14 protein-coding genes are annotated in these 17,480 nt (G+C 69.1%); 4 read left to right on the top strand and 10 right to left on the bottom strand.

What is annotated here, in order from left to right:
* Positions 1-89: 89 nt before the first annotated feature.
* Complete coding sequence (locus tag ABEU20_RS00340; protein ID WP_420162434.1) at positions 90-1,292, top strand: MFS transporter; 1,203 nt, start codon at positions 90-92, stop codon at positions 1,290-1,292.
* Positions 1,293-1,354: 62 nt separating this feature from the next.
* On the opposite strand, the gene ABEU20_RS00335 is transcribed toward ABEU20_RS00340, so the two are convergent.
* The 5 genes from ABEU20_RS00335 to ABEU20_RS00315 form a co-directional block, all read right to left on the bottom strand.
* Positions 1,355-2,368, bottom strand: coding sequence for a 3-isopropylmalate dehydrogenase (locus ABEU20_RS00335; RefSeq protein ID WP_420162433.1), 1,014 nt, complete (start codon positions 2,366-2,368; stop codon positions 1,355-1,357).
* A 114-nt stretch (positions 2,369-2,482) separates the two neighbouring features.
* Complete coding sequence (gene serA, locus ABEU20_RS00330; RefSeq protein WP_420162432.1) at positions 2,483-4,075, bottom strand: phosphoglycerate dehydrogenase; 1,593 nt, start codon at positions 4,073-4,075, stop codon at positions 2,483-2,485.
* 265 nt (positions 4,076-4,340) lie between these two features.
* Positions 4,341-5,342, bottom strand: a complete 1,002-nt coding sequence (ilvC, locus tag ABEU20_RS00325) for a ketol-acid reductoisomerase (protein ID WP_206612274.1) — start codon at positions 5,340-5,342, stop codon at positions 4,341-4,343.
* Between the two features lie 76 nt (positions 5,343-5,418).
* Positions 5,419-5,922 carry an acetolactate synthase small subunit gene (ilvN, locus tag ABEU20_RS00320; protein WP_420162431.1) on the bottom strand — a complete coding sequence of 168 codons (504 nt, stop codon included), beginning with the start codon at positions 5,920-5,922 and terminating at the stop codon, positions 5,419-5,421.
* A complete protein-coding gene (locus tag ABEU20_RS00315; RefSeq protein WP_420162430.1) occupies positions 5,919-7,868 on the bottom strand; it encodes an acetolactate synthase large subunit in 1,950 nt (649 codons plus the stop codon). Before ABEU20_RS00315 ends, ilvN begins: the two co-directional genes overlap by 4 nt.
* A 285-nt stretch (positions 7,869-8,153) precedes the next feature.
* Here ABEU20_RS00315 and ABEU20_RS00310 point away from each other — a divergent pair, with 285 nt between their 5' ends.
* Both ABEU20_RS00310 and ilvD read left to right on the top strand, forming a co-directional pair.
* Positions 8,154-8,657, top strand: coding sequence for a PH domain-containing protein (locus ABEU20_RS00310; RefSeq protein WP_420163107.1), 504 nt, complete (start codon positions 8,154-8,156; stop codon positions 8,655-8,657).
* A gap of 187 nt (positions 8,658-8,844) precedes the next feature.
* On the top strand, positions 8,845-10,686 hold the full coding sequence (ilvD, locus tag ABEU20_RS00305; protein ID WP_420162429.1) for a dihydroxy-acid dehydratase: 1,842 nt from the start codon (positions 8,845-8,847) through the stop codon (positions 10,684-10,686).
* Positions 10,687-10,766: 80 nt separating this feature from the next.
* Here the strand turns inward: ilvD and ABEU20_RS00300 are convergent, their stop codons facing one another.
* Positions 10,767-11,681 (bottom strand): DoxX family protein, encoded by a 915-nt coding sequence (locus ABEU20_RS00300; RefSeq protein WP_420162428.1) that lies wholly within the window; start codon positions 11,679-11,681, stop codon positions 10,767-10,769.
* A 111-nt stretch (positions 11,682-11,792) separates the two neighbouring features.
* Between ABEU20_RS00300 and ABEU20_RS00295 the strand changes: the two genes are divergently transcribed.
* Positions 11,793-12,938: a PQQ-dependent sugar dehydrogenase gene (locus ABEU20_RS00295; RefSeq protein ID WP_420162427.1), complete on the top strand. Its 1,146-nt coding sequence runs from the start codon at positions 11,793-11,795 to the stop codon at positions 12,936-12,938.
* Positions 12,939-12,941: 3 nt separating this feature from the next.
* On the opposite strand, the gene ABEU20_RS00290 is transcribed toward ABEU20_RS00295, so the two are convergent.
* From ABEU20_RS00290 to ABEU20_RS00275, 4 genes are all read right to left on the bottom strand, one after another.
* On the bottom strand, positions 12,942-14,150 hold the full coding sequence (locus tag ABEU20_RS00290) for a cation:proton antiporter (protein WP_420162426.1): 1,209 nt from the start codon (positions 14,148-14,150) through the stop codon (positions 12,942-12,944).
* A gap of 11 nt (positions 14,151-14,161) precedes the next feature.
* A complete protein-coding gene (gatB, locus tag ABEU20_RS00285) occupies positions 14,162-15,673 on the bottom strand; it encodes an Asp-tRNA(Asn)/Glu-tRNA(Gln) amidotransferase subunit GatB (RefSeq protein ID WP_420162425.1) in 1,512 nt (503 codons plus the stop codon).
* A gap of 22 nt (positions 15,674-15,695) precedes the next feature.
* Entirely contained in the window at positions 15,696-16,727 is a 1,032-nt protein-coding gene (locus ABEU20_RS00280; protein WP_420162424.1) for an ATP-dependent 6-phosphofructokinase, read from the bottom strand.
* A gap of 81 nt (positions 16,728-16,808) precedes the next feature.
* Positions 16,809-17,471, bottom strand: coding sequence for a response regulator (locus ABEU20_RS00275; protein ID WP_420162423.1), 663 nt, complete (start codon positions 17,469-17,471; stop codon positions 16,809-16,811).
* Positions 17,472-17,480: the final 9 nt, after the last annotated feature.

Genomic DNA, 17,480 nt, shown 5'->3' with positions numbered 1-17,480 from the left:
GTACCCGTCGCGCCCGCCGCCGCGAAGGGTCTACACTTCGATCCGTATCCACATTCTAGGACATTCATTTCACATATTGGGACGGCATCATGAGCGCAACGGTAGACGAGGAAGTTCGGGTGAATTCGGCGAAACGCTGGTCGATGCTGGGACTGGGCGTGCTCGCACAGGCCGCCGGCGCCGTGTTCGCGAACGCACCTGCGTTCCTCCTGCCCACGCTGCACGACACCTACGGCATGGAGTTGTCCCGCGCCGGCCTCGTGGTCGCCGCGCCGACCGTCGGCTTCCTCGTCAGCCTGATGGCCTGGGGTGCCGTGGTCGATCGCATCGGCGAACGCCGCGTCCTCGTCGCCGGCATGGCCGCCACGGCGCTGGCGAGCGCCGGCGCCGCACTCAGTTCGTCGTTCGCGATGCTGGGCATCTTCCTGCTGATCGGCGGCATGGCGGCCTCGAGCGCCAACGCGGCCAGTGGACGCGTCGTCGTGGGATGGTTCCCGCCACACCGACGCGGTTTCGCGATGGGAATCAGGCAGATGGCGCTACCACTGGGCGTCGCGGTCGCGGCGCTGACGGTGCCACGCATCGCCGAATCCCACGGCATCGGTTGGGCATTGGCACTGCCTCTCGCTGTGACAATTGTCGCAGCAATCGGTTGTATGTTCGTCCTCGACCCGCCGCGGCCGGACCGCTCGGCCGCACAGCAGACGGGACTGCTCGACAATCCCTACCGGAAGTCGGGCGCGCTGTGGCGGATTCACGGCGTCTCGGTTCTGCTGGTCGTTCCTCAGTACCTGGTATGGACCTTCGCGCTGCTGTGGTTGATGACGGATCGGAACTGGTCCGCAGCCTCGGCCGGCCTGCTGGTCACCGTCACCCAATTACTCGGTGCTGCAGGACGGATCGCGGCCGGGGCGTTGAGTGATCGAGTGGGCAGCCGGATGCGCCCGCTGCGCTGGGTCGCTATCGCGGCCGCGGTGTCGATGGGTGCGCTGGCGGTGACCGACTGGCTGGACTCCCCCGTGTCGGTGGCACTGTTGGTCGTGGCGTCCGTGATCACGGTGGCGGACAACGGATTGGCGTTCACCGCCGTCGCCGAGATCGCCGGACCGTACTGGAGTGGCCGCGCGCTGGGCGCCCAGAACACGAGCCAATACCTCGCGGCGTCGTTGGTACCGCCTCTGTTCGGGGCACTGGTTGCGGCGGTGAGCTTTCCCGTGACCTTCGCGGTCGCCGCCCTGTTCCCGCTGGCCGCGGCGCCCCTGGTGCCCCACGACCACCCCGAACGCCGCTGAAACGACCGTGACCGCCGCCCGGATTCCGGGCGGCGGTCACGATTTTCGAGAGTTCGACGCGCCTAGACGGCAGCGGCGATACGGTCGCCGACCTCGGTGGTGACGATCGCGGCGTCGCCGCGCGAGGCCAGATCGGCCTCGACGGCGGCCTCGATGCGTGCGGCGTCGTCCTCGCGGCCGAGGTGACGCAGCAGCATCGCGGCCGACAGGATCGCGGCGGTCGGGTCGGCGATGCCCTGGCCGGCGATGTCCGGCGCCGAGCCGTGAACGGGCTCGAACATCGACGGGTTGGTGCCCGACGCATCGATGTTGGCGCTCGCGGCCAGACCGATACCACCGGTGACAGCGCCCGCGAGGTCGGTGATGATGTCGCCGAACAGGTTGTCGGTGACGATCACGTCGAAGCGAGCCGGGTCGGTGACCATGTAGATGGTCGCCGCGTCGATGTGGCAGTACGCCGTCTCGACGTCCGGGTACTCGGCGCCGACGGTCTCCATCGCGCGCGTCCAGATGCGACCGGCGTTGGAGAGCACGTTGGTCTTGTGGATCAGCGTCAGGTGGCCCCGGCGCTTCTGCGCCAGTTCGTAGGCGGCGCGCACGACGCGCTCGGCGCCGAACCACGTGTTGACCGAGACCTCGGTCGCAACCTCGTGCGGGGTGCCGATGCGGATCGAGCCACCGTTACCGGTGTACGGGCCCTCGGTGCCCTCACGGACGACGATGAAGTCGATGTCCGGGTTCGCGGCCAGCGGCGAGCTCGACTGCGGGTAGGTGCGCGCCGGACGCAGGTTCACGTGGTGGTCGAGCAGGAAACGCATGTTCAGCAGCAGGCCACGCTCGAGGATGCCCGGAGCGACGAACCGCGGGTCGCCGATGGCGCCGAGCAGGATCGCGTCGTGCTGACGGATCGCGTCGAGGTCGGCGTCGGGCAGCAGATCGCCGGTCTCGTTGTAGCGCTTGGCACCGAGGTCGAACTCGGTGGTCTCCACGTCCGGAACCAGCTTCCGCAGAACCTTCAGCGCTTCCGCCGTGACCTCGACACCGATGCCGTCACCGGGGATGACCGCAAGCTTCATGGGACACACTCTCTTTCGACTGAGAATCCACCGGTGGCATGAGGCACCCCGGTAGCGCCGGCGGCCGCGACCGTCCTCGACGATCGCGGCCACCGGGTAGGGATATGGGGAGGATCAGGACAGGTCGACCTGCGCGACCCGCGCGTCGAGCTGCTCCACGATCTGTGCGACCTCGGCGTCGCCGACGAGACGGTCGACGCGCAGGATGACGGTGGCACCCTCGCCCTCGACGTCCTGGCTCAGCGCGGCGGCCTGGATGTCGATACCGGCGGTGCCGAGCACGGTGCCCAGGATGCCGAGCACGCCCGGACGGTCCGTGTAGTGCACGACGATGTTGTGGCCCTCGGCGCGCAGGTCGAAGCTGCGGCCGTTGATGTTGACGATCTTCTCGACCTGCTGCAGGCCGGTCAGCGCGCCCGCGACCGTGGTCACGGTGCCGTCGGCGGCAACCGCGCGGACCTCGACGGCGCTGCGGTGCGTCTGTGCCTCGCTGTGCTTCTCGACCTCGACGCTCACGCCGCGCTGCTCGGCGAGCTGCGGTGCGTTGACGAACGTGACGGCCTCGTCGCTGCTCGCCGAGAACAGGCCGCGCAGTGCGGCCAGACCCAGGATGTCGACCTTCTCGGCCGACAGCTCACCGCTCGCGACGACCTGGACGTTCTGGACGGCCTCGGGCGACAGGGTGCCGGCGAGCAGGCCCAGCTTGCGGACCAGCTCGAGCCACGGGGCGACCTCTTCGCCGACCGGTCCACCGGAGACGTTGACGGCGTCCGGCACGAACTCGCCGGCCAGGGCCAGCAGGACGCTCTTCGCGACGTCGGTACCGGCGCGGTCCTGGGCCTCCGAGGTGGATGCACCGAGGTGGGGGGTGACGACGACGTTGTCGAGGTCGAACAGCTTGGAGTCGGTGCACGGCTCGGTTTCGAACACGTCGAGACCGGCGGCGCGGACCTTCCCGTTCACGAGTGCGTCGTACAGCGCGTCCTCGTCGATCAGGCCACCGCGCGCGGCATTGACGATGATGACGCCGTCCTTGGCCTTGGCCAGACGCTCGGCGTTGAGCAGACCCGCGGTCTCCTTGGTCTTGGGCAGGTGCACCGAGATGAAGTCGGCGCGCTCGACCAGCTCGTCGATGTCGACCAGCTCGATGCCCAGCTGCGCGGCACGGGCAGCCGGCAGGTAGGGGTCGTACGCGATGATGTCGGTCTCGAACGCGGCGAGGCGCTGCGCGAACAGCTGGCCGATGCGGCCGAGGCCGACGACGCCGACGGTCTTGCCCAGGATCTCGGTGCCGTTGAAGCTCGAACGCTTCCAAGTCTTCTCGCGCAGCGTGCGGTCGGCGGCCGGAATCTGGCGCGCGGTCGACAGCAGCAGCGAGACGGCGTGCTCGGCGGCCGAGTGGATGTTGGAGGTCGGTGCGTTGACGACCATGACGCCACGCTCGGTGGCGGCCGGGATGTCGACGTTGTCGAGCCCGACACCCGCGCGGCCCACGATCTTCAGCTTCGTGGCTGCGGCGAGCACCTCGGCGTCGACCGTCGTGGCCGAACGGACGAGCAGGGCGTCGGCCTCGGGCACGGCCGCGAGCAGCGCGGGGCGGTCCGGGCCGTCGACCCAGCGCACCTCGACACCGTCACCGAGCGCATCGACGGTCGATTGTGCGAGCTTGTCGGCGATCAGGACAACGGGACGGCCATTCTGGCTCACGAGGAACTCTCCTGTGTTTCGGTGTCTGGGTGTGTCGGGTCGAGCGATTGTCCGCGGCCGGGCGCCGCGGCGGGCGCGCACGGGTCGCGGTCGTGATCAGTTTAGTTGGCAGGGCGCCACGATTCCGCAGTGCGGGTACCGGCTACCACATAGTGGACACCGGTGTCGGCACTTCGGAGATTCTCGCCACAGCCCGGAACCACCTCGGCCCGGGGGCCGCGCGTACCGGACGCGCGGCCCCCGGGCCGAGTGCAGAGGCTGTGGATCAGGCCGTCTCGGTGATCGGACGATCGACCCAGCTCATCAGGTCGCGCAGCTTCTTGCCGGTGACCTCGATCGGGTGCTCGGCGTTCTCCTTGCGGAGAGCCTCGAGCTCCTTGTTGCCGTTCTCGACGTTGGCAACCAGGCGGCGGGTGAACTCGCCGGACTGGATGTCGGCCAGGATCGCCTTCATGCGCTCCTTGGTGCCGGCGTCGATGACGCGGGGACCGCTCAGGTATCCACCGAACTCGGCGGTGTCGGACACCGAGTAGTTCATGCGGGCGATGCCACCCTCGTACATGAGGTCGACGATGAGCTTGAGCTCGTGCAGAACCTCGAAGTACGCCATCTCGGGCGCGTAGCCGGCCTCGACCATGACCTCGAAACCGGTCTTGACCAGTTCCTCGGTGCCGCCGCACAGCACGGCCTGCTCGCCGAAGAGGTCCGTCTCGGTCTCTTCCTTGAACGTGGTCTTGATGACGCCGGCGCGGGTGCCGCCGATGCCCTTGGCGTAGGACAGAGCCAGGGCCTGGCCCTCACCCTTCGGGTCCTGGTGGACGGCGATCAGGGCCGGAACGCCCTTGCCGTCGACGAACTGACGACGGACCAGGTGGCCCGGGCCCTTCGGCGCGACCATGCCGACCGTGACGTTCGCCGGGGGCGTGATCAGGTCGAAGTGGATGTTGAGGCCGTGGCCGAAGAACAGCGCGTCGCCGTCCTTCAGGTTGGGCTCGATGTCGTTCTTGAAGATCGATGCCTGAGCGGTATCGGGGGCGAGCACCATGATGACGTCGGCCCACTCGGCAACCTCGGCCGGCGTGCCCACGGTCAGGCCCTGCTCCTCGGCCTTGGCGCGAGACTTCGAACCCTCCTGGAGGCCGATGCGCACATCGACACCGGAATCGCGCAGGCTCAGCGAGTGCGCGTGGCCCTGGCTGCCGTAGCCGATGACCGCGACCTTGCGGCCCTGGATGATCGACAGGTCTGCATCGTCGTCGTAGAACATCTCGACTGCCACAGTTCTTACCTTCCCTCTGGGTTCTATGAACGCTTGATTGTCTGTTGTCGGCTGGTGAACGGTTCTAGCGGGTCGCCGTGATCGACTTCGGCCCGCGGCCGACCGCCACCACACCGGACTGCACGATCTCGCGGATGCCGAACGGATCGAGCATGCGCAGGAGCGCGTCGAGCTTGGAACGGGTACCGGTCGCCTCGATCGTGAGGGCCTCCGGCGAAACGTCGATCACCTTGGCGCGGAACAGGTTCACGGTCTCGATCACCTGTGTGCGGACGCTGGCGTCGGCCCGCACCTTGATCAGGATCAACTCACGCGCCACCGACGCCTCGGTGTCCTGCTCGACGATCTTGATGACGTTCACCAGCTTGTTGAGCTGCTTGGTCACCTGCTCGAGCGGGAACTCGTCGACCGTGACGACGATCGTCATGCGCGAGATGTCGGGAACCTCGGTGCCGCCCACGGCGAGCGACTCGATGTTGAATCCCCGGCGGGAGAAGAGTGCAGCGACACGGGCCAGCACGCCCGGCTTGTCCTCGACGAGAACACTGAGGGTGTGGCTGGTGCTCACTGACGTTCCTCTCCGGAAGCGGCCTCACCGGCACGCTGCTCGCGTTCCATGGCCTCGTGAATGGTTGCAGGCTCGTCCGCCGCTTCGTCCTCGTCGAACAGCGGACGGATTCCGCGGGCGGCCATGATCTCGTCGTTGCTGGTGCCGGCGGCGACCATCGGCCACACCTGGGCGTCCTTGCCGACGATGAAGTCGATGACGACGGGCTTGTCGTTGATCGACTGCGCGGTGCGGATCGCGTCCTCGACGTCCTCCTCGCGCTCGACGCGGATGCCGACGCAGCCCAGCGCCTCGGCCAGCTTGACGAAGTCCGGGATGCGCACGGCGCCGTGCGTCCCGAGGTTCGTGTTCGAGTAGCGCTCGTCGTAGAACAGGGTCTGCCACTGGCGGACCATGCCCAGGTTGCCGTTGTTGATGAGCGCGACCTTGATCGGCACACCCTCGACCGCGCAGGTCGCGAGCTCCTGGTTGGTCATCTGGAAGCAGCCGTCACCGTCGATGGCCCACACCTCGCGGTTCGGCAGACCCATCTTGGCGCCCATCGCGGCCGGCACGGCGTAGCCCATCGTGCCGAGGCCACCCGAGTTGAGCCACGTGCGCGGCTTCTCGTAGTTGACGAACTGCGCCGCCCACATCTGGTGCTGACCGACGCCGGCGCAGTAGATGGCGTCCGGGCCCGCGAGCCGGCCGACGGCCTGGATCACGTACTCGGGCGACAGCGCGCCGTCCGAGGGACGGTCGTACGCCAGCGGGTAGGTGCGACGGATGCCGTCGAGGTACGCCCACCACTCGGTCAGGTCGAGGGTCGTGCCCGTCGCCCGGTCGGCGCGGATCGCCTCGAGGAGTTCGGTGATGACCTCCTTGCAGTCGCCCACGATCGGGACGTCCGCGTGGCGGTTCTTGCCGATCTCCGCGGGATCGATGTCCGCGTGGATGACCTTGGCGTCGGGCGCGAAGGAGTCCAGCTGACCGGTGACGCGGTCGTCGAAGCGGGCGCCCAGGGTGATCAGCAGGTCGCTCTTCTGCAGTGCGGCAACGGCCGCGACCGTGCCGTGCATGCCCGGCATACCGCAGTTGAGCTGGTGGCTGTCGGGGAACGCGCCACGCGCCATCAGGGTCGTGACGACGGGGATGCCGGTCAGCTCGGCCAGTTCGAGCAGCTCGGCGGACGCCTCCGCCTTGATGACACCGCCACCGACGTACAGCACCGGGGACTTGGCGTCGGCGATGAGCCGGGCCGCCTCGCGGACCTGCTTGCCGTGCGGCTTGGTGACCGGACGGTAGCCCGGCAGGTGCATCTCCGGCGGCCACGAGAACGTGGTCTGCGCCTGCAGGATGTCCTTCGGGATGTCGACGAGGACCGCGCCCGGGCGGCCGCTCGACGCGAGGTAGAACGCCTCCGCCAGGATCCGCGGGATGTCGACACCGTCGGTGATGAGGAAGTTGTGCTTGGTGATCGGCATCGTGATGCCGGAGATGTCGGCTTCCTGGAAAGCGTCCGTGCCGATCAGTCCGCGGCCCACCTGGCCGGTGATCGCGACGACCGGGACCGAGTCCATCTGCGCGTCGGCGAGCGGGGTCACCAGGTTGGTCGCACCGGGGCCGGAGGTCGCCATGCACACGCCGACCTTGCCGGTCGCCTGCGCATAGCCGGTCGCGGCGTGACCCGCGCCCTGCTCGTGGCGAACCAGGACGTGGCGCACCCGCTTCGAGTCGAAGAGCGGGTCGTACACGGGCAGAACGGCACCGCCCGGGATACCGAACACGGTGTCGACCTCGAGCTCCTCGAGGGCGCGAACCACGGACTGCGCGCCGGTGACGCGCTCGGGCGCGACCTGACGACGGTTACCGGGCTGCGTGGCTGCCGCCCTGCTGTCTCCCGCGGTCGGGCCGGTAGCTCCCGACTTGCGCGGCGTGGGTTGAGGCCGTGCGGTTGGTGCGCTCACTGGAGAAATCCTCTGCGATTCTGGCTCTGCGGTTCTGGGTCCGGGCAACAAAAAACCCTCGTCAGCATCAGCTGTACGAGGGTGGCGCGTCGTTATCTGGCGAGTTGCAACAACCGGCTCAGGCGACGACGCGCCGGCCGATTACGAGCAACTCATTCTGCTTCACGCGCTCGACGGTAGGCGCGCTAATGGTAGACAGTCAACTTTGGTGAGTGCGCTGTCCCAGAATGTAAGATGCCTCGGCTGCAGTGCGAAGATGTAGAGGTGTCATCTCCTCAGCAGCCCGTGCCACCACAGTCATCATCCCATACGCCCGCGGACAGCCGACAGGTCATCCGGATTTCGCCGCTCGCCCTGATTGCGTGCATCTTCCTGCTGTTCTGCCTCAGCTTCCCCGTTCTGGGTTGGCCGGCGGCGTTCGGCTGGACGCTGGTGATCCCGTTCCTCGTCGCGGCGTGGGTGCTGCGAGTGCGCACCACCGTCTCCCCCGACGGGCTCGAACTGCGACGCGCGTTCTCGTCGCAGTCCATATCGTGGGATGAGATCAAGGGCTTCCGTTTCCCCAAGCGGGGCTGGGCGCGGGCGGACCTCGTCGACGGCACCGAGGTGTCGCTGCCGACGGTGACGTTCGGTCGGCTGCCCCAACTGGCGTCCGCGAGCGGAGCCCGGGTCACCGACCCGTACGCGGCCGCACGCGAGGCAGAGGAACGCAAGCGCGCCGCCGAGGACGAGGCGACCGAGTCCGATCGGGCCGGGACCGCCGACGTGCCGGAGCCGAATGCCGACTGACCCGGTCGCGGGAGTAGCGTCGCACCAGGACGTCTCCCACTCCCACCGGAGATGACGAGGCAGTACTACCAGCCGATATCGGGTCCAGCCGACCAGCACCCCACGGGCCCACCTGTTTACGTATTTCGCCGCGCTCGGTGTGCACAGCCCGCCGCCGAGAACCGCTGATCGACGAAGGAATCCGCCCATGCCCCCGCTGAGGTCACGCACCACCACCGTCGGACGCAACGCTGCCGGAGCTCGCTCGCTGTGGCGGGCCACCGGTATGACGGACTCCGACTTCGGTAAGCCGATCGTCGCGATCGCCAACTCGTACACGCAGTTCGTTCCGGGCCACGTCCACCTCAAGGACGTCGGCGATATCGTCGCCGAGGCCGTCCGCGCCGCCGGTGGCGTGCCGCGCGAGTTCCACACGATCGCCGTCGACGACGGCATCGCGATGGGCCACGGCGGCATGCTGTACTCGCTGCCCAGCCGCGAGATCATCGCCGACTCCGTCGAATACATGGTCAACGCCCACACCGCCGACGCACTGGTGTGCATCTCGAACTGCGACAAGATCACCCCCGGCATGCTCAATGCCGCGATGCGCCTGAACATCCCGACGGTGTTCGTCTCGGGTGGGCCGATGGAGGCCGGCAAGGCCGTCGTCGTCGGCGGTGTCGCGCAGGCCCCCACCGACCTGATCACGGCGATCTCCGCGAGCGCCAACGACTCCGTGTCCGAGGAGGGCCTGGACGAGGTCGAGCGCAGCGCCTGCCCGACCTGCGGTTCGTGCTCGGGTATGTTCACCGCGAACTCGATGAACTGCCTCACCGAGGCGCTGGGCCTCGCCCTGCCCGGCAACGGCTCCACGCTGGCCACCCACGAGGCGCGTCGCGCCCTGTTCAGCCGGGCGGGCACCACCGTCGTCGAGGCCGCCCTGCGCTACTACCGCGACGAGGACGAGTCCGTTCTGCCGCGGAACATCGCCACCCCCAAGGCCTTCCGCAACGCGATGGCACTGGACGTCGCGATGGGCGGCTCCACCAACACCGTCCTGCACACGCTCGCCGCCGCGCAGGAAGGCGAGGTCGACTTCGACCTGGGCACGATCGACGAGATCAGCCGCCGGGTGCCGTGCCTGTCCAAGGTCTCCCCCAACTCGGACTACCACATGGAGGACGTTCACCGCGCCGGCGGCATCCCCGCTCTGCTCGGCGAGCTGCGCCGCGCGGGCCTGCTCGAGACCGACGTTTCCACCGTGCACACCAAGAGCTTCGACGAGTGGCTCGACACGTGGGACATCCGCTCCGGCAAGGCGTCCGACGAGGCGATCGAGCTCTTCCACGCGGCACCGGGCGGCGTGCGCACCACCGAGCCGTTCTCGACGAACAACCGCTGGAGCGCACTCGACACCGACGCCGAGGGCGGTTGCATTCGCGACCTCGAGCACGCCTACACCGTCGAGGGCGGCCTGTGCGTGCTGCGCGGCAACATCGCCGTCGACGGCGCGATCCTCAAGACGGCCGGCATCGACGAGGAACTGTTCTCGTTCCAGGGCCCGGCGGTCGTCGTCGAGTCGCAGGAGGCCGCCGTGTCGGTGATTTTGCAGAAGCAGATCAAGCCGGGCGACGTCATCGTCGTTCGCTACGAGGGCCCCAAGGGCGGCCCGGGCATGCAGGAGATGTTGCATCCCACCGCCTTCCTCAAGGGCGCCGGGCTGGGCAAGGAGTGCGCCCTGATCACCGACGGCCGCTTCTCCGGTGGCACGTCGGGCCTGTCGATCGGCCACATCTCCCCCGAGGCCGCGTCGGGCGGTGTGATCGGACTCGTCGAGGACGGTGACCAGATCCGCATCGACGTCGCGACCCGCACGCTCGAGGTCCTCGTCGACGACGAGACCCTCGCCGCGCGGCGCGCCAAGATGGAGGCCTCCGAGCGTCCGTGGCAGCCGGTCGATCGTCAGCGCACCGTCACCACCGCGCTGCGCGCGTACGCCGCCCTGGCCACCTCGGCCGACAAGGGCGCCGTCCGCCAGGTGCCGTAACACCGCCACAACGGCTGAAGGGTCCCTTCACGCGCTCACAGCGCGTGAAGGGACCCTTCAGCCGTATCGGGGGGGGTGGCTCAGATGACGGGATTGGCGCCGTTGACGACGAACCACACCGTCAGACCGACGGCGACCCCGACGAGCAGGATGACGACCGACCCCACGTGCGGACGGGTGGCCCACTTGCGGCGGCCGTCGAGCGCGATCCGCCCCGGCCCGGTGAGGACGATCGCCGCCGCCGCGGCGCCGATGAGCGTCTCGTACTCGACGCCGCCGGGTGCGAAGTACTCGAGTCCGGGTAGCGCCGACTGCTTCAGGCACCACGCGTTGATCATCACGGCCAGCACCGCCGCACCCGCGAAGGGGGTCAGCAGTCCCAGGATCAGGAGCGCACCACCGGCCACCTCGCCGACCGCACCCGCCACCGCCAGGGCGCGCGCATGGTCGAACCCCGCGGTGACCAGGTCATCGCGGTATCCGCCGAGGCCCGGGCCGTTCCACCACCCGGTCAGTTTCTGGAGTCCGTGCGCGAGGAGCGTGCCGCCGACGGCGAGTCTCAGGACGAACAACCCGACGTCGAGGGTGCCGCGACCCGGATTCGCACCGGACGGCTCGCCCTGTGCCGGCACCGCGACCGGCGCGGCCACCGCCACGGGCTCCGACACGATCGGTTCGGACACGATCGGCTCGGAGACCGTCGGCTCGGACATGATCGGCTCCGGCGCCGTCGACGCGGGACGCGTGATCACTTCGGTGACCTGTTCCTCGACCACCGGCGGCCGCGCCGAGGCGTCCGGCGCCGGACGGAAGACGGGGATCTGCTCGGTCGGCAGACTGCTCAGATCGTCCGCGCCGGGGTCGAAGTCGTCGTCGGTGCGCGGGATCGACGGCCGGACGGACTGTGCAGGGAACCGCTCCGTCGGCTGGTCGAACGGGCTGGGCGCGGTTCCCTGGCCGGTGGACGCGGGGTGCTCTCTCGGCTTGTCGGTCACGAAAGGCAGCCTAGGTCGGATCGCGGTGGGCGACCGGATTGGCGCTCCGGCGCGCCGGTCACACCGGGCGACGTGGCGACGACACCGCCCCCTTCCGTAACGTCGTGCAGCATGAGGATGGGTGTACCGAGCCTGCGGGCCCGTCGTGCGACGGCGGCCGCATTCTGTTCGATGGCCGTGATCACGGCCGCGGGGTGCGCCCGCTTCGACGACACCGCGTCTTCCCCGTTCACCCCGGAGCCGACGTTCGGTTCGGGCGCCGAGGTACAGCCGAAGGAGCCGGCGCCGTCGTCGGTGGCGCCCCAGCCGTCGGTGCCCGACGATCCGTGCTTCGACCGCGATCCCAACGTCGTGGCGACGTGTCTCGACAGCACCGGCGGGCTGGTGATGCTCCCCGACGGGACGTCGGCGCTGGTGACCGAGCGGCGCACGGGGCGCATCCTGCTGGTCACGCCGGGCCAGGCTCCCACCGAGTTCGCCTCGGTCCCCGTCGATTCCGGGACCGACGGTGGGCTGCTCGACATCGCGCTCTCCCCGACTTTCGGCGAGGACCGGCTCGTCTACGCCTACATCACGACGGCGACCGACAACCGCGTCGTGCGCGTCGCGCCCGGTGACGTCCCCAAGGACGTGCTCACCGGCATTCCGCGTGGCCCCGAGGGCAATGCCGGAGCGCTGACGTTCGCGAGCCCCGGCGAGCTCATGGTCCTCACCGGCGATGCGGGCAACCCCGCCGCCGCGGCCGACCCGGGCTCGCTGGCCGGCAAGCTTCTGCGCGTCACCTCTCTGTCGACGGCGCCCGCCCCCCCGCGGCCGGCGGTCGCGCTGTCCGGCCTCGGGCGGGCCGGCGGCGTATGCACGGACGTCGACGGCGGCGTGTGGGTGACGGATCGGACGGCGACCGAGGACCGCCTGCAGCGGCTCCGCCCGGACGGCTCCGTCGGCGCAGCACCGGTATGGACGTGGCCCGACAAGCCCGGCGTCGCGGGGTGCGCGGTCGCGGCCGGAGCCGTCGCGATCGCACTCGCCGACGGGCGGGCCGTGTCGGTCCTGACGACCGATCGCGAGACGGGTTCGGTGTCCTCCGCCCCCGCTCTGCTCGCGCAGAACCTCTACGGCCGGCTCGGCGACGTCACGATCAGCGGCGAGGGCCAGATCTGGGCGTCGACGGTCAACAAGTCCGGCGGCGAGCCCGGCCCTACCGACGATCGCGTCGTGAAGATCCCGCTGCCGTCCGGCGGCGGCGGATTCGACTGACGCTCAAGCACTCACGCCCTCGGGGGCTTCGCCCGCCGCCGACGGCGTGCGTTTGACGAGAAACCCCGCGAGCATCGGCAGGACCAGCACCGAGATCGCACCCGCGGCGACGAGGATCGACGCGGTGGCGTTCGACATCTGCCCTGCCGCCACCGCGACTCCGGTGACCGCCACGATGAGCGGCAGCCCGGTGGTGGAGTACAGCGCGATCTGCAGACTGTCGCGCGTGTCGAAGCGCGCGCCACGGTCGTAGCGCGACGCGACGAACACGGGGAGGCCGCGGACAACCACAAGGAGGGCGAGGAAGGCCACCAGCACCAACGGTTCTCCGGCGACTGCGGACACGTCGATCGCCATGCCGGACGTGACGAAGAAGATCGGGATGAGGAGGCCGAAGGCGAGGCCCTCGAGCTTGTGTTCGAGCTGTTCGTTGCCGTCCGGCACGGTCCGCCGGAGGATGAAGCCCGCGGCGAAGGCACCGAGGATGATGTCCAGGTCGAAGACCGCGGCCACCGCGATCAGTGCGACGAGCAACAGCATCACCAACCGGACGGTGGTCTGCGCGGTGGTGTCCGATCCGCGGCGGATCACGGCCAGCAGGTCGGTGCCCTCCCGGAGGATCCGGGCCGGCAGTAGTGCGACCACCACCGCGACGGCGGCGAAGGCCGCGAGCACGACGAGCGAGACCACCGCACCCCGTGCACCCAGCAGCACCGCCATCGCGATGACCGGGCCGATCTCACCGATCGCGCCGTGGTTGAGTACCGCGCGCCCGATCGGCGTCGCGACGAGACCGCGATCCTTGAGGATCGGCAGCAGCGTGCCCAGCGCCGTCGACGTCAGCGCGATCGCGACCGCGATCTCGGAATGGACCAGTCCCGCCGCGGCCAGACCGCCGACGGTCGCGAATGCCAGAGCCAGACAGATCAGCCACGTGACCAGGGCGCGGCGACCGCCACGCCCCGTCAGTTCGTCCTTGTCGATCTCGTAGCCCGCGAGCAGGAACAGCATGCCGAGCCCGAGTTCCCGCAGCAGCTCGATCTCGGTGTCGACATTCGCCAGGTCCAGCGCATACGGACCGATCACGATGCCGGCCACGAGTAACAGCACGACTTCGGGAATCAGCTTGCGCCGCAACGACCCCGCAATCAGTGGCGCGATCGCTGCGGCGACTGTGATCCAGAAGAGTGACGTGGCTACGGCAGCGCTCATGCGCCGCTACATTAGCTGCACGCGGCGATGACGAGTTCCTTGACACGCGCCGGATCTGCTTGTCCGCGAGTGGCCTTCATGACGTCGCCGACGATCTTGCCCGCCGCGGCGACCTTGCCGCTGCGGATCTTGTCGGCGATGTCGGGGTTCGCGGCCAGGGCCTCGTCGACCGCGGCCTGCAGCTTGCTGTCGTCGCGCACGACGACCAGCTCGGGATGCGCGGCGAGGATCTGCTCGGGATCACCCTCGCCGTCGAGCACGTAGTCGACGACCGTGCGGGCCAGCTTGTTGGTGAGCTTCCCGTCGGTGACGAAGGAGATGACCTGGGCGACCTGGGCCGGGCTGATCGGCAGCTCGGACAGCTCGACACCGCGGGTGTTGGCCTGCTGGCTGAGGTACGCGACCCACCACGAACGAGCGTCGGATGCGGGTGCGCCGGCCTCGGTGGTCGCGATGACGAGCTCGAGGGCGCCGGCGTTGACGAGGTCGCGCATCTCCTCGTCGGAGACACCCCACTCCTCCTGGATGCGGGCGCGGCGGAGCCACGGCAGCTCGGGCAGCGTGCCACGCAGTTCCTCGACCCAGGCGGCGTCGGGGGCGACGGGCTCGAGATCGGGCTCCGGGAAGTAGCGGTAGTCCTCGGCAGTCTCCTTGCGGCGACCGGCGGACGTGGTGCCGTCGCCCTCCTGGAAGTGCCGGGTCTCCTGGATGATCTCGCCACCGGAGAGGAGCACGGCGGCCTGGCGGCGCATCTCGTACCGGACTGCCGTCTCGACGCTCTTGAGCGAGTTGACGTTCTTGGTCTCGGTGCGGGTGCCGAACACGTCGGCGCCGATCGGCATGAGCGAGACGTTGGCGTCGCAGCGCAGCGAACCCTGATCCATGCGGACGTCGGACACGTCGAGGGCCTTGAGCAGGTCGCGCAGTGCGGCGACGTAGGCGCGGGCCACCTCGGGGGCGCGCTCACCGGCACCGGTGATCGGCTTGGTCACGATCTCGACGAGCGGGACGCCGGCGCGGTTGTAGTCGAGCAGCGAGTGGCTCGCGCCGTGGATACGACCGGTGGCCCCGCCGACGTGCAGCGACTTGCCGGTGTCCTCCTCCATGTGCGCGCGCTCGATGTCGACGCGCCACGTGCTGCCGTCGTCGAGCACGACGTCGAGGTAGCCCTCGGTGGCGATGGGCTCGTCGTACTGCGAGATCTGGTAGTTCTTCGGCTGGTCCGGGTAGAAGTAGTTCTTCCGGGCGAACCGGCCCCACGGGGTGATCGAGCAGTTCAGCGCGAGGCCGATGCGGATCGCCGACTCGACGGCGGCCTGGTTGACGACGGGAAGCGCTCCCGGCATGCCGAGACACACGGGGCACACCTGCGTGTTGGGCTCGGCGCCGAACGCAGTGGGGCACGGGCAGAACATCTTGGTGGCGGTGTGCAACTCGACGTGCACTTCCATGCCCAGTACGGGCTCGAACTTCGCGAGGACGGCGTCATAGTCGAGAAGGTCAGCGGACACGGCGGCAGTCATGGCCATGAGTTTATGCGCCTCGTCACCCGAAGAACGCGGCCGCCTCCCGGTAGCGCTCGACGGGCACGGTCTTGAGTTGCTTGGTCGCCTCCGACAGCGGCACCAGCTCGATGTTCGTGCCGTGCAGCGCCACCATCTGACCGAACTTTCCGTTGTGCGCGGCGTCGGTGGCGTGGACGCCGAATCGGGTCGCCAGCACGCGGTCGTACGGAGTGGGCGTGCCGCCGCGCTGCACGTGCCCGAGCACCGTGGTGCGCACCTCCTTGCCGATCCGTCGCTCGATCTCCACCGCCAACTGCTGCGCGACACCCGTGAAGATCTTGTGGCCGAACTCGTCGATGCCACCCTCACGCAGCGTCATCGACGACGGGTCCGGCGTCGCCCCCTCGGCGACGACGCAGATGAAGTGCGAGTCGCCGCGCTGGAACCGCTTCTTGACCAGGGCGCACACCTCGTCGACGTCGAACGGCTCCTCCGGCACCAGCGTCAGGTGCGCGCCGGACGCCATGCCGGACTGCAACGCGATCCAGCCGGCGTGCCGGCCCATCACCTCGACGAGCATCACCCGCTGGTGCGACTCGGCGGTGGTGTGCAGCCGGTCGATCGCCTCCGTCGCGATGGTCAGTGCCGTGTCGAATCCGAACGTGACGTCGGTGCAGTCGATGTCGTTGTCGATCGTCTTGGGCACCCCCACCACCGGGACGCCGCTCTCGGCGAGCCAGCTGCCGGCGGTGAGCGTGCCCTCGCCGCCGATCGGGATGAGGACGTCGATGCCGTTGTCGTCGAGTGTCTGCTTGATCCGGTCGAGGCCGTCGTGCAGCTTCTGCGGGTTGACGCGGGCGGTGCCGAGGATCGTCCCGCCGCGCGCGAGGAGACGGTCGATCCGGTCCTCGTTGCGCATCTGGACCTTGCGGTCCTCGAGCAGGCCGCGCCAACCGTCCTGGAATCCGACGACGGTGCTGCCGTATCGACTGTCGGCGGTACGCACGACGGCGCGGATCACGGCGTTGAGACCGGGGCAGTCGCCGCCCCCGGTGAGTATTCCGATGCGCATCACGGCACCTCTCGGCGGTCAGTTGCAGAGCGGTCCCTGTTCATCTTGCCGCTCCTGCGCCGATCAGGCACGCCGAGTCGGTCAACCGGGTGTGACCAGACCCGACTCGTACGCCACGACGACGGCCTGCGCGCGGTCGCGCAGCGACAACTTCGACAGCACCTTGCCGACGTGGGTCTTGACGGTCTGTTCCGCGACGAACAGCCGTTCCGCGATCTCGACGTTCGACAGGCCGGCGGCGATCAGTTCGAGCACCTCGCGCTCGCGGGGCGTGAGGGCGTCGAGTTGCCGGTCGCGCCGGCGCGGGGTGGCCCGACGCCGGGTGACGTCCTCGATCAATCGTTTGGTGACGCTCGGCGCGAGCAGCGCCTCCCCCGCCGCGACGACGTGCACCGCGCGGATCAGCTCCTCGGCCGGCGCATCCTTGAGCAGGAAGCCGCTGGCACCGATCCCCAGCGCCTCGTACACGTACTCGTCGATGTCGAACGTGGTGAGCATCAGCACCCGCACCGGCGGTTCCATTGCCGCCGCGAGGATCTCGCGTGCCGCGTCGAGCCCGTTCATCTCCGGCATCCGCACGTCCATCAGCACGACGTCCGGACGCAGCCGTTTGACCTCGGTGACCGCGGTACGACCGTCGGGGGCGTCGCCGATGACGCTGATGTCGGGCTGCGCGCCCAGCAGCGCCCCGAAGCCCTGCCGCACCATCGCCTGGTCGTCCGCAATGAATACCGTGATCGCCACCGCCACAGC

The sequence above is a fragment of the Rhodococcus parequi genome (assembly GCF_046042785.1).
GTDB lineage: Bacteria > Actinomycetota > Actinomycetes > Mycobacteriales > Mycobacteriaceae > Prescottella > Prescottella parequi.
The sequence above is the reverse complement of the archived record's forward strand: the minus strand, read 5'-3'. Positions and strand labels throughout refer to the sequence as shown.

What these genes read in the sequence shown, in the direction of transcription:
- ABEU20_RS00340 (WP_420162434.1), top strand. Translation starts at nt 90, where the DNA reads ATGAGCGCAACGGTAGACGAGGAAGTTCGGGTGAATTCGGCGAAACGC.
- ABEU20_RS00290 (WP_420162426.1), bottom strand. Translation starts at nt 14,150, where the DNA reads ATGAGCGCTGCCGTAGCCACGTCACTCTTCTGGATCACAGTCGCCGCA.
- ABEU20_RS00335 (WP_420162433.1), bottom strand. Translation starts at nt 2,368, where the DNA reads ATGAAGCTTGCGGTCATCCCCGGTGACGGCATCGGTGTCGAGGTCACG.
- ABEU20_RS00280 (WP_420162424.1), bottom strand. Translation starts at nt 16,727, where the DNA reads ATGCGCATCGGAATACTCACCGGGGGCGGCGACTGCCCCGGTCTCAAC.
- ilvC (WP_206612274.1), bottom strand. Translation starts at nt 5,342, where the DNA reads ATGTTCTACGACGACGATGCAGACCTGTCGATCATCCAGGGCCGCAAG.
- ABEU20_RS00295 (WP_420162427.1), top strand. Translation starts at nt 11,793, where the DNA reads ATGAGGATGGGTGTACCGAGCCTGCGGGCCCGTCGTGCGACGGCGGCC.
- gatB (WP_420162425.1), bottom strand. Translation starts at nt 15,673, where the DNA reads ATGACTGCCGCCGTGTCCGCTGACCTTCTCGACTATGACGCCGTCCTC.
- ilvD (WP_420162429.1), top strand. Translation starts at nt 8,845, where the DNA reads ATGCCCCCGCTGAGGTCACGCACCACCACCGTCGGACGCAACGCTGCC.